Raw genomic sequence first — 11,427 nt, forward strand, 5'->3', positions numbered from 1 at the left:
GGGCGCCGGGGTGACGGGGAGCGCGGGAGAGGCGAGGGGGGACGGGGACAGGGGTGCGATGGTCATGGCTGCTCCTGATCCGGGCACGGAGAGCCAGGCCGGCAGGTAGGCCTGGCTCCTCTACTTCTTCCGTGACCGGCTGGATTCGACATGACCGCTCAGCGGCGGCCGGATGTGCGAACGCTGAACTCGGCGAACGCCTGCGGGCGGGCCGTGGGGCAGGGCCCGTGTCGGAGCCGCCTCAGTGGTCGGAGCCGAGGATCCGGCTGATGGACTCCGAGGCGGTCTTCGCGGCCCGCTTGGGGTCCTGGCCGGTGAGCGCGGCCGTCATGTACGGCTTGATGGGGTTCTCGGCCTCGACCTCGGCCCATCGGGCGGACTGCGGGGTGGCTCGTCCCTGGGCGGCGCCGACGGCCATGGTGGCGGCGCCCTCGTTGCCCTCGACCACGTGGGCGAGGGTGGTCTTGTTGGGGACGTAGCTCATGGTGGTGGCGAGTTCGGTCTGCCACTTCTCGCTGACGAGCGCCGTGATCAGGTCCACGGCGTGCTCACGACTCGCCGTCTTCTCCGGGATGATCAGGTCGGATCCGCCGGTGAAGACCGCTCCGGGCTTCTCGGCGCTCTTGCCGGGGATCGGGAAGAAGCCGAGCTTGTCCTTCAGGGCCGGGTTGGCGGCCTCGATCGCCGCCGCCTGGCTCGGCGGGCCGATGATCTGGGCGATCCGGCCGCGCGCGAAGACCTCGGACTGCGGGGGCGTCTCCTCGTCGGCGTCCTTGGGGCCGTCGCCGAGTCCCTGGAGCTGCTTGTAGAACTCCATGGCGTTCAGGGCCTTCTCGTCGTCGAGGGCGCCGGCCCACTCGCCGTTGGTCTGCACCGCGAGTTCGCCGCCCTCGTCCCAGATGAAGCCGGCGAGGACGTACCAGTTCTGGCCGGGCAGGTAGATGCCCTGCTGTTCGCCCTTGTCGAGCCGCCGGGTCGCCTGGATCCACTCCTGACGGGTCTTCGGCGGGGTGGTGACCCCGGCGTTCGCGAAGAGTTCCTTGTTGTAGATCACCACCCGATTGGCGGCGTACCAGGGAACTCCGTACTGGGCCCCGTCGACGCTTCCCGGATCGGAGAGGCCCTTGAGCCAGTGCCTGCTGTCCCAGTCGCGCAGCCCGTCCATGGTCACTTCGGAGATGCCGCCGGTCTCGACGTACTGGGCGACCTGGGTGTTGCCGACCTCGATGACGTCGGCGCTCTCCTTGGCGGTGCCCTTGAGGACGGCGTTGACCTTGTCGCCGATGCCCGTCCACTCCTGGATCTTGACGTCCAGGTCGATGCCGGCGTGCTCCTTCTCGAAGTCGGCGGTGAACTTCGCGATGAAGTCGTCCGAGGCGCTGCCCTTCATCAACCAGAGCGTCACCTTCTCGGGCCCGCCTTCGGATCCGGCCATCCGACTGCAGCCGGTGAGGGCGGTCGCGGCCGCGAGAACGGTGCACACGGCGAGGAAGCGCATCTTCACGAGGGTCACCTTCTGGGGATGGATCTCAGATGGCTTGAAATTGGCATAGACCAATAGGCTGGTCAAGACCTTTCGCTCGGGATGGTGAGCGCAAAGTTCGCGGACCCGGACTTACTGGGGCACCTTGGAACAAGGCAACAGCGACCACCATCGGGAGACCCCATGTCCAATCACACGTACCGGGTGACCGAGATCGTCGGCACCTCCCCGGAGGGCATCGATCAGGCCATCAAGAACGGAATCGCCCGAGCGGGGCAGACGATCCGCAACCTCGACTGGTTCGAGGTCACCCAGGTGCGGGGACACATCGAGAACGGCGCGATCGGCCACTACCAGGTCGGCCTCAAGGTGGGCTTCCGCATCGACGGCGAGGACTGAAGCCGTCGGCGAGAACCGCCACCTGATCGACGGCGAGCGGCGCGAGCCCCGCCCCGGGCGGCACGCGGGGCCCGCCGCTCAGGTGCGGCCCTCGGCCTCCTGAGCGGACTTCAGTTCCGGCGCGTCCTGCGCCCAGTCCGCGAGAACCACCCGGAAGCCGGCCGCCCGGGCCGCCTGGCAGACCAGCTCGTCATCGTCCACGAGCATCCGCACGTCCCGACTCCGGGCGAGTCGCCGCAGCACCTCCAGCTTCGTCGTCCGGGCCGGACGGCGGTCCTGATTGCCGCGCATCCACAGCCGCCCCTCCGGCAGACCGTGTCGGTTCAGCCACTCGGCGGTGTCCGCACGACACCGCTCGGGGCGCCCGGTGAGGTACACGACCTCGCAGTCGGCCGCGCTCTCCACCGCCAGCGCCACCCCGCGCGCGAGCGGCGGATCGGCCGGGGCCGCACCGAAGAAACCCGCCCAGTCCCGGGGGCGCCGCTCCAGGAAGTGCTGCCGATGGTCGGTGTCGGCCAGAGTGTTGTCGATGTCGAAGACGGCCAGCGGGCGGCGGTTGTCGGTCTCACGCGTCATACGACCAGCCTAGGTTCCGCCGTCGAAGTGGCGCCGGTCAGGCCCGCGCCTCAGGACCACGCCTCAGGACCGCACCCCAGACCCACGCCTCAGACCCACGCCTCAGGCCGCGCCGACCCGCCGGCGCTCGACCCGCGGTGCAATCCCCCTCGCGCCCTCCCGGACCGGGGAATCCTCCTCGCTCCACGACGTTGACACCGGTGTGATCCGAAAAATCTCGATACTCGACCGGTCCCGGACCCGCGAGGGCCACAGCGCCCCGCAGGCGCTGCGCGACACCGTGGCGCTGGCCCGCGCCGCGGAGGAAATGGGTTACCACCGCTTCTGGGTGTCGGAGCACCACAGCGTGCCCGGCGTCGCCGGCTCCGCGCCGACCGTGCTCGCCGCGGCCGTGGCCGCCTCCACCCACCGGATCCGGGTGGGCACGGGCGGGGTCATGCTGCCCAACCACCAACCGCTGGTGGTCGCCGAACAGTTCGGGGTCCTGGAATCCCTGTTCCCCGGCCGCGTCGACATGGGCCTCGGCCGCTCGGTCGGCTTCACGGACGGGATCCGCCGGGCACTGGGGCGGGACACCAAGGACGCCGACCTGTTCGAGGAGCAGCTGACCGAGCTGCTGGGCTGGCTGGACGGAACCCAACGCGCCCACCCCCAGGTCCACGCCCGTCCGGCGGAGGGACTGCCGATCGCCCCGTACGTGCTGGCCACCGGCGAGGGCGCGGGCATCGCGGCGCGGGCCGGACTGCCGATGGTGGTCGGGGACCTGCGGGGCCGGGCGAAGGTGGCCGAGGTCGTGGACCGCTACCGCGAGGAGTTCCGGGCGTCCGCCTGGGGCGCGGAGCCGTACGTGGTGGTCTCCGGGACCGTGGCGGTCGCCGAGACGCAGGAGGCCGCCCGCAGGATCCTGGTCCCCGAAGCCTGGTCCCTCGCGTACTCCCGCACCCGGGGCAGCTTCCCTCCGCTCCGGCCGGCCGAGGAGATCGAGGCGCTGGAGATGACCCCGAAGGAGCGTGAGCTGTACGAAGGCGCGCTGGTCGGACACATCCACGGGACTCCGGAGCGGGTCGCGGCGGAGCTGGCCGAGGTCGCGCGGACGACGGAGGCGGACGAGTTGCTGGTCACGACCTCCACCTACGACCGGACGGCCCTGCTGGACTCCTTCGCGGGGCTGGCCCGGCTCGCGGGGCTCTGAGCGGACACCGCACGCGCCTGTGATCGTCGGGGCGGGCGGGGCGGGCCGCGGCGGCTCCGCCGCACTAAAGTGGGGCGAATGCACCACTCCCCCCCCCCGGACCCGTACGCCCCCGACCCCCCGAACCCGAGCCACGACCCCTGCGTACGGGTCCGGGGCGCCCGGGAGCACAATCTGCGCGGGGTCGACGTGGACATCCCGCGCGACGCGCTCACCGTCTTCACCGGGGTCTCCGGCTCCGGGAAGAGTTCCCTGGCGTTCGGGACGCTCTACGCCGAGGCCCAGCGTCGGTACTTCGAGTCCGTGGCGCCCTACGCCCGCCGGCTGATCCACCAGATCGGCGCCCCGAAGGTGGACTCCGTCACGGGCCTGCCGCCCGCCGTCTCGTTGCAGCAGCGGCGCTCCTCGCCCGGCTCGCGGTCCTCGGTGGGGACGGTGACCCTGCTGTCGAACTCCCTGCGGATGCTGTACTCGCGGGCCGGCGCCTACCCCGTCGGCGCCGAACGGCTCGACTCCGACTCCTTCTCCCCCAATACGACCGCGGGCGCCTGCCCTTCCTGTCAGGGACTGGGCCGAGTCCACCACACCAACGAGAAACTCCTCGTACCGGATCCTGCCCTGTCGATCCGTCAGGGCGCCATCGCCGCCTGGCCGGGCGCCTGGCAGGGCAAGAACCTGCGGGACGTCCTGGACGCGCTCGGGTACGACGTCGACCGCCCTTGGCGGGAGTTGGCGGCCGAGGACCGCGAGTGGATCCTGTTCACGCGGGAACAGCCCGTGGTGACCGTGCACCCGGTGCGTGACGCGGACCGCATCCAACGGCCTTACCAGGGCACGTACATGAGCGCGCACCGGTACGTGATGCGGACCTTCTCCGACAGCAAGAGCGCCACCCTCAGGGCTCGGGCGGAGCGGTTCCTCACCGATGCTCCCTGCCCGGTGTGCGAGGGGCGCCGGCTTCGCCCCGAGGCCCTGGCGGTGACCTTCGCGGGCCGCACGATCGCCGAGGCGGCGGCGCTCGCGCTGACGGACCTGGACGAGGTGCTGGCATCGACGCCTTCGCAGGGGGAGGCCGCCCGGGTCCTGATCGAGGACCTGCGGTCGCGCATCGACCCCGTCACCGAGTTGGGACTCGGCTACCTGAGCCTGGACCGCACCGCGCCGACCCTGTCGGCGGGTGAATTGCAACGACTGCGGCTGGCCACTCAGTTGCGGTCGGGCCTGTTCGGGGTGGTGTACGTCCTGGACGAACCGTCGGCGGGGCTGCACCCGGCCGACACCGAAGCCCTGTTGAGCGTGTTGGACCGGCTGAAGGCGGCCGGGAACACCGTCTTCGTCGTCGAACACCATCTGGACGTGGTGCGCCACGCGGACTGGCTGGTGGACGTCGGGCCGGCGGCCGGCGAGCACGGTGGGCGGGTGCTGCACAGCGGGCCGCCGGCCGCACTGGCCGACGTGGCCGAATCGGCGACCGCGCGGGCTCTGTTCGGGACGGAAGAGCCCTTCGCGCCCCGGCCGGCGCGCACCGCAGGCGCGACGATCAGACTCAGCGGGGTACGGCGCCACAACCTGCGCGGTGTGGACGCCGAGTTCCCGTTGGGGGTGTTCACTGCCGTCACCGGTGTGTCCGGGTCCGGGAAGTCCACGCTCGTCGGGCAGGCGCTCGCCGAGGAGGTGTCCGGGCGGCTCACCGATCAGGACTTTCCCGTACGCCGCCTCGTGGAGGTGGACCAGAAGCCGATCGGCCGGACCCCGCGCTCCAACCTGGCCACGTACACGGGGCTGTTCGACGTGGTGCGCAGGCTCTTCACGGCCACCGAGGAGGCGAAGGCGCGCGGCTGGAGGGCAGGCCGGTTCTCCTTCAACGTGCCGGGCGGCCGCTGCGAGACCTGCCAGGGCGAGGGCTTCGTGTCGGTGGAGCTGCTGTTCCTGCCGAGTACGTACGCCCCCTGCCCGCAGTGCGCGGGCGCCCGCTACAACTCCGAGACGCTGGAGGTCCGTTACCGGGGTCTGAACATCGCGGAGGTGCTCGGTCTGACGGTGGAGGCCGCGGCGGGGTTCTTCGCGGAGGTCCCGGCGGCGGCCCGCAGCCTGCGGGCACTGGAGGAGATCGGCCTGGGCTATCTGCGGTTGGGCCAGCCGGCGACCGAACTGTCCGGTGGGGAGGCGCAGCGCGTCAAACTGGCGTCGGAGCTCCAGCGCTCGCGCCGTGACCACACCCTGTACCTGTTGGACGAGCCGACCACGGGACTGCATCCGGCTGATGTGCGGGTGCTGATGCGGCAGTTGCACGGCCTGGTGGACGCCGGTCACTCGGTGGTGGTCGTGGAGCACGACATGGCGGTGGTGGCCGGCGCGGACTGGGTCCTCGACATGGGCCCGGGCGGTGGTGCGGCGGGCGGCCGCGTGATCGCGTCGGGAACCCCGCGCGAGGTGGCCCGTACGCCCGGCAGCGTCACGGCGGGCTACCTGGCGCGGGCACTCGGCTCCGACGGCGGGAGCTGACATCCGCCTCCCGGGCAGGCACCGGGACGGCTCAGGCGTCGCCCGGCAGCAGTTGCTGCGGGAGTTCGCGGAAGCTCCACTCGCCCCGACGGCGGGTGAAGACCCAGACGAGGTCGTAGCGGTCGGGCCAGATCGCGGGGACCCCGAGGACCCGGTGCGCGCCGAGGGCGCGGACCAGGCGGGGCATGCCCGCGTACTCCCAGCAGACGAGCACGGGCATCCGCGCGGCCAGGGCGGCGCGGGCCAGGCCCGCTTCGGCGCCGACGCCGAACTCGGTGCGGACGGGGGTCTTCAGCGCGGTGGCCAGCGCCTCGACGGTCTGCTTGCAGCGGGCCGGGGCGGGCGGCTTGCCGCCGGTGGCGAAGACGGCCGCCGGTCGGGGCAGCACCGAGCCGCGGCTCGGTGGGAAGAGCCGGTGCAGTTCCTCGGCGCGACGCCATCCCCGGCCGGCCAGGAATCCGCGGTCCTCGTTGCCGTCCTCGTCCTCGCCGATGTCCCCGGCGTACGGCTTCTCCCCGTGCCGGATCACCATCACGACGGCGTCCTTGGCGAGGGCCTGGGGTCCGGGCGCCGGGCCGGTGGCTTCCTCGGAGGCGCAGCCGGCCACCGCGAGCGGGGCGAGGGCGGCGGCCAACACGGTGCGGCGGCGCGGTCCGGTCCCGGCGGGGGCTTCTGGCATGGGGCCCACTGTCCCCCACGCGCCGCACGCCGCCGGGGCGCGGCGCGACGTACGGCCCGTACGAGCGCCCGGTCGGCGGATCGGCTCAGCCGATCGGCCCAGGCCGGGGAACCGGGGCCCGGTCGGCCCGGACCGGCCCGGGGGCGCTCGTACGGGGGTTCACACGGCGCCGTTCAGCCCTTGCGGACCGCCCGCAGCCACTCCTTGTTCATCGCGGCGATCGACGGCAGCGGGATGCCCTTCGGGCAGGCCGTGGCGCACTCGCCGGTCAGGGTGCAGCCGCCGAACCCCTCGTCGTCCATCCTGGCCACCATGTCGAGGACGCGGGTCTCGCGTTCGGGCGAGCCCTGCGGCAGCACGTTGAGGTGGTTGACCTTGGCGGAGGTGAACAGCATGGCCGAGCCGTTGGGGCAGGCGGCCACGCACGCCCCGCATCCGATGCACTCCGCGTGCTCGAAGGCGTGGTCGGCGGCCGGCTTGGGCACGGCGGTGGCGTGCGCCTCGGGGGCGGCGCCGGTGGGGGCGGTGATGTAGCCGCCGGCCTGGATGATCCGGTCGAAGGCGCTGCGGTCGACGACGAGGTCCTTCACGACCGGGAAGGCCGAGACCCGCCAGGGCTCGACGTCGATGGTGTCCCCGTCGGCGAAGGAACGCATGTGGAGCTGGCAGGTCGTGGTGCGCTCGGGTCCGTGGGCATCACCGTTGATGACGAGGCTGCAGGCTCCGCAGATGCCCTCGCGGCAGTCGTGGTCGAAGGCGACCGGGTCCTCACCGCGCAGGATGAGGTCCTCGTTGAGGGTGTCGAGCATCTCCAGGAACGACATGTCCTGGGAGATGCCGTCGACCTCGTAGGAGGCCATGGCGCCCGGGGTCTCGGGGTTGCGCTGGCGCCAGACGCGCAGGGTGAGCCTCATGCGTAGCTCCGCTGGGTGGGGTGGACGTACTCGAAGACGAGGTCTTCCTTGTGCAGGACGGGTGCGGCGCCGGTGCCCTGGTACTGCCAGGCGGCCACGTATCCGAACTCCTCGTCGCGGCGGGCGGCTTCGCCGTCCGGGGTCTGGGACTCCTCGCGGAAGTGCCCGCCGCAGGACTCGGCGCGGTGGAGGGCGTCGAGACACATCAACTCGGCGAGTTCCAGGTAGTCGACGATGCGATTGGCCTTCTCCAGTGACTGGTTGAACTCGGCTCCGCTGCCCGGGACCTTGATCCGCTTCCAGAACTCCTCGCGGATCTCGGGGATCCGGGCCAGCGCCTTGCGCAGACCGGCTTCGGTGCGGGCCATGCCGCAGTACTCCCACATGAGTTCGCCGATCTCCCGGTGGAAGGAGTCGGGGGTCCGGTCGCCGTCGACTGCGAGGAGCTTGGCCAGGCAGTCGCGGGTCTCGCGCAGCACCGCGGCGACCTCCGGGTGGTGGTCGTCCAACACGTCGCCGTCGCCCTCGGCGTGGCGGCGGGCGAGGTAGTCGTTGATGGTGGAGGGGAGGACGAAGTAGCCGTCGCCCAAACCCTGCATCAGCGCGGAGGCGCCGAGGCGGTTCGCCCCGTGGTCGGAGAAGTTGGCCTCGCCGATCGCGAACAGGCCGGGGACGGTCGTCTGGAGGTCGTAGTCGACCCAGAGTCCGCCCATCGTGTAGTGCACGGCGGGGTAGATCCGCATGGGCACCTCGTACGGGTTCTCCGCGGTGATCCGCTCGTACATGTCGAAGAGGTTGCCGTACTTCTCCGCGACCTTGTCCTTGCCCATGCGGCGGATCGCGTCGGCGAAGTCGAGGTACACGCCCTGTCCGCCGGGGCCGACGCCGCGACCCTCGTCGCAGACGTTCTTCGCGGCGCGGGAGGCGATGTCGCGGGGCACGAGGTTGCCGAAAGAGGGGTAGATCCGCTCCAGGTAGTAGTCGCGCTCCTCCTCGGGGATGTCGGCGGCGGGCCGGGTGTCACCCTCGGCCTTGGGGACCCAGATCCGGCCGTCGTTGCGCAGCGACTCGCTCATGAGGGTCAGCTTCGACTGGTGGTCGCCGGTGCGCGGGATGCAGGTGGGGTGGATCTGCGTGAAGCAGGGGTTGGCGAAGTGCGCGCCGCGTCGGTGCGCCCGCCAGACGGCCGTCGCGTTGGAGTTCATGGCGTTGGTGGAGAGGTAGAAGACGTTGCCGTAGCCGCCGCTGGCCAGGACCACCGCGTCGGCGTAGTGGGCCTCGATCGTGCCGGTGACCAGGTCGCGGGCCACGATGCCCCGGGCCACGCCGTCGATCGTGATCAGGTCGAGCATCTCGGTGCGGGCGTGCATCTCGACGTTCCCGGCGGCGATCTGTCGGGACAGCGCCTGGTAGGCGCCGAGCAGCAGCTGCTGTCCGGTCTGACCCCGGGCGTAGAAGGTGCGGGAGACCTGGACGCCGCCGAAGGAACGGGTGTCGAGGAGGCCGCCGTACTCGCGGGCGAAGGGGACGCCCTGGGCGACGCACTGGTCGATGATCTCGACGGAGATCTGGGCGAGGCGGTGGACGTTGGACTCGCGGGCGCGGAAGTCGCCGCCCTTGACGGTGTCGTAGAAGAGGCGGTGCACGGAGTCGCCGTCGTTGCGGTAGTTCTTGGCGGCGTTGATGCCGCCCTGCGCGGCGATGGAGTGGGCGCGGCGCGGGGAGTCGGAGAAGCAGAACTGGACGACGTGGTAGCCCTGTTCGGCGAGGGTGGCACCGGCGGCCCCGCCGGCCAGACCGGTGCCGACGACGATGACGGTGTGCTTGCGGCGGTTAGCCGGGTTGACCAGCTTGGCCTCGAAGCGGCGGCGGTCCCAGCGTTCGGCGATCGGACCTTCCGGGGCCTTGGTGTCGGCGATCGGGTCGCCGAGGGCGTAGTCGGCGTAGGGGGTGCTCATGGTCAGCTCACCACTCCGGTCATGACGGCGACGGGGACGGACACGAAGCCCGCGAAGAGAACGAGGGCCAGGGCGTCGGCCAGGAACTTCAGGGTCCGGTCGCGCCGGGCGTTGCCGGCGCCGAGGGTCTGGGCGGCGCTCCAGAAGCCGTGGCGGACGTGCAGACCGAGGGCCGCCATCGCCACGATGTAGATCGTGTTGCCGTACCAGGTGGAGAAGGTGGACAGCACGTTCTCGTAGGGGTGGCCGGCCCAGGCGCGCTCGTTGACGGTGAGCGTGGTGAGGTCGAGGAGGTGCCACACGATGAACAGGGCGAGGATGATTCCACCCCATCGCATGGTGCGGGTGGCATAGCTCGCGCGCCGGCGCTTGTGGGCGTACTTGACCGGGCGTGCCTTGATGTCGCGGCGGCTGAGCTGGTACGCGCAGACCGCGTGGGCGACGACGGCGGCGACCAGTACGAGGCGGATGATCCACAGGGCCCACTCGTGGTGCAGGAACGGGGAGCCGAGCGTGCGCAGCCAGTGGGCGTAGCCGTTGAACTCGTCCGCGCCGAAGAAGATCTTGAGGTTGCCGAGCATGTGGACGACGAGGTAGCCGAGCATGATCAGCCCGGAGACCGCCATCACGGACTTCTTGCCGACGGTGGAGTCCCAGAGCGTGCGCGGGGTGGACGGCCGTCGATCCGTCCGGGTTGCCAATGCCATGACATCGACGGTAGGGACGAAGGTCCCGAAAGGTCCAAGACATGGTGAAGCTGATGTCGATAGGGATTCCCTATACAAGGGCTACCCTGGGGCGATGCAGTTCCAGCAGCTCGTGTACTTCGTGGCCGTTGCCGAGACCCGGCATTTCACCCGCGCGGCAGAGCGTGAACACGTGGCGCAGCCTTCGCTTTCCCAGCAGATCAAAGCGTTGGAGAGGGAGCTGGGGGCCGAACTCTTCAGTCGGGCGCGCGGCAACATCGCGCTCACAGACGCGGGCGAGGCCCTGTTGCCGCTGGCCCGACGCATTCTCGCGGACGCCGACACGGCACGGCTGGAGGTACAGGAACTGGCGCAGCTGCGGCGCGGGCGGGTGCGGCTCGGGGCCACGCCGAGCGTGTGCACGGGGCTGCTGCCGGGCGTACTGCGGGCCTTCCACGCCGCCCACCCCGGGATCGAGCTGCTGATCGAGGAGAGCGGCTCACTGGACCTCGTACGGGAATTGGCGCGAGGGGTCTTGGATCTGGCTCTCGTCTCGCTGCCGCTGCCGCCGTCGGCGCCTGCCCTGACCACGATGGAGTTGTTGACGGAGGACCTGGTCGTGGTCTCCTCGGCCGACCTTCCGCCGCCGGCGGGAGGCGGGCCGCTGACGATCTCCGCGTTGCGGGACGAGCCGATGGTGATGTTCCGACACGGCTACGACCTGCGCGACCTGACGGTTGCGGCCTGCCGGGCGGCGGGCTTCGAGCCGGTGTTCACGGTGGAGGGCGGCGAGATGGACGCCGTGCTCGGCTTCGTCCGGGCGGGTCTGGGTGTCGCGGTGGTACCGGCCATGGTGGTCGCCCACGGCGGCCCCGGTTTGCGCGCCACCGCCCTGGCGGGCTCACCCCTGCGCCGCACGATCGCCCTGGCCCACCGCACGGACGTCGCCCCACCCCGCGCGGCCCGGGAACTCAAGCGCATGCTGCTGAACTGACCGGCTCGCGCCGGGGTACGGGGGCGGTCCGCTGTCGGGGG

The 11,427-nt window shown here is 71.3% G+C and carries 10 protein-coding genes; 4 read left to right on the plus strand and 6 right to left on the minus strand.

What is annotated here, in order from left to right; all coding sequences use genetic code 11:
* Nucleotides 1-241: 241 nt before the first annotated feature.
* Nucleotides 242-1,504 carry an extracellular solute-binding protein gene (locus tag ADK55_RS04805; RefSeq protein ID WP_053676205.1) on the minus strand — a complete coding sequence of 421 codons (1,263 nt, stop codon included), beginning with the start codon at nt 1,502-1,504 and terminating at the stop codon, nt 242-244.
* A 162-nt stretch (nt 1,505-1,666) separates the two neighbouring features.
* Here ADK55_RS04805 and ADK55_RS04810 point away from each other — a divergent pair, with 162 nt between their 5' ends.
* Entirely contained in the window at nt 1,667-1,882 is a 216-nt protein-coding gene (locus tag ADK55_RS04810; protein ID WP_053676197.1) for a dodecin, read from the plus strand.
* 78 nt (nt 1,883-1,960) lie between these two features.
* Here the strand turns inward: ADK55_RS04810 and ADK55_RS04815 are convergent, their stop codons facing one another.
* Complete coding sequence (locus tag ADK55_RS04815) at nt 1,961-2,458, minus strand: nucleotidase (protein ID WP_053676198.1); 498 nt, start codon at nt 2,456-2,458, stop codon at nt 1,961-1,963.
* A 202-nt stretch (nt 2,459-2,660) separates the two neighbouring features.
* Between ADK55_RS04815 and ADK55_RS04820 the strand changes: the two genes are divergently transcribed.
* A complete protein-coding gene (locus tag ADK55_RS04820) occupies nt 2,661-3,650 on the plus strand; it encodes an LLM class flavin-dependent oxidoreductase (RefSeq protein WP_053676199.1) in 990 nt (329 codons plus the stop codon).
* Nucleotides 3,651-3,728: 78 nt separating this feature from the next.
* On the plus strand, nt 3,729-6,155 hold the full coding sequence (locus tag ADK55_RS04825; RefSeq protein WP_053676200.1) for an ATP-binding cassette domain-containing protein: 2,427 nt from the start codon (nt 3,729-3,731) through the stop codon (nt 6,153-6,155).
* Between the two features lie 31 nt (nt 6,156-6,186).
* Here the strand turns inward: ADK55_RS04825 and ADK55_RS04830 are convergent, their stop codons facing one another.
* From ADK55_RS04830 to ADK55_RS04845, 4 genes are all read right to left on the minus strand, one after another.
* A complete protein-coding gene (locus ADK55_RS04830; RefSeq protein WP_234349893.1) occupies nt 6,187-6,834 on the minus strand; it encodes a histidine phosphatase family protein in 648 nt (215 codons plus the stop codon).
* 173 nt (nt 6,835-7,007) lie between these two features.
* Nucleotides 7,008-7,748, minus strand: a complete 741-nt coding sequence (locus tag ADK55_RS04835) for a succinate dehydrogenase/fumarate reductase iron-sulfur subunit (protein WP_053676201.1) — start codon at nt 7,746-7,748, stop codon at nt 7,008-7,010.
* Nucleotides 7,745-9,706, minus strand: coding sequence for a fumarate reductase/succinate dehydrogenase flavoprotein subunit (locus ADK55_RS04840; RefSeq protein ID WP_053676202.1), 1,962 nt, complete (start codon nt 9,704-9,706; stop codon nt 7,745-7,747). Before ADK55_RS04840 ends, ADK55_RS04835 begins: the two co-directional genes overlap by 4 nt.
* 2 nt (nt 9,707-9,708) lie before the next feature.
* Complete coding sequence (locus tag ADK55_RS04845; protein WP_053676203.1) at nt 9,709-10,413, minus strand: succinate dehydrogenase; 705 nt, start codon at nt 10,411-10,413, stop codon at nt 9,709-9,711.
* Nucleotides 10,414-10,507: 94 nt separating this feature from the next.
* Here ADK55_RS04845 and ADK55_RS04850 point away from each other — a divergent pair, with 94 nt between their 5' ends.
* The gene (locus tag ADK55_RS04850; RefSeq protein WP_053676204.1) at nt 10,508-11,386 is read left to right on the plus strand and encodes a LysR family transcriptional regulator; all 879 of its coding nucleotides are present in this window, start codon (nt 10,508-10,510) and stop codon (nt 11,384-11,386) included.
* Nucleotides 11,387-11,427 lie beyond the last annotated feature (41 nt).

Origin of the sequence: Streptomyces sp. WM4235 (assembly GCF_001279725.1) — a bacterium.
Lineage (GTDB): Bacteria > Actinomycetota > Actinomycetes > Streptomycetales > Streptomycetaceae > Streptomyces.

Excerpts from the sequence above, each read along its gene's own strand:
- ADK55_RS04825 (WP_053676200.1), top strand. The coding sequence starts at position 3,729 with ATGCACCACTCCCCCCCCCCGGACCCGTACGCCCCCGACCCCCCGAAC.
- ADK55_RS04815 (WP_053676198.1), bottom strand. The coding sequence starts at position 2,458 with ATGACGCGTGAGACCGACAACCGCCGCCCGCTGGCCGTCTTCGACATC.
- ADK55_RS04830 (WP_234349893.1), bottom strand. The coding sequence starts at position 6,834 with ATGCCAGAAGCCCCCGCCGGGACCGGACCGCGCCGCCGCACCGTGTTG.
- ADK55_RS04845 (WP_053676203.1), bottom strand. The coding sequence starts at position 10,413 with ATGGCATTGGCAACCCGGACGGATCGACGGCCGTCCACCCCGCGCACG.
- ADK55_RS04835 (WP_053676201.1), bottom strand. The coding sequence starts at position 7,748 with ATGAGGCTCACCCTGCGCGTCTGGCGCCAGCGCAACCCCGAGACCCCG.
- ADK55_RS04810 (WP_053676197.1), top strand. The coding sequence starts at position 1,667 with ATGTCCAATCACACGTACCGGGTGACCGAGATCGTCGGCACCTCCCCG.
- ADK55_RS04850 (WP_053676204.1), top strand. The coding sequence starts at position 10,508 with ATGCAGTTCCAGCAGCTCGTGTACTTCGTGGCCGTTGCCGAGACCCGG.
- ADK55_RS04840 (WP_053676202.1), bottom strand. The coding sequence starts at position 9,706 with ATGAGCACCCCCTACGCCGACTACGCCCTCGGCGACCCGATCGCCGAC.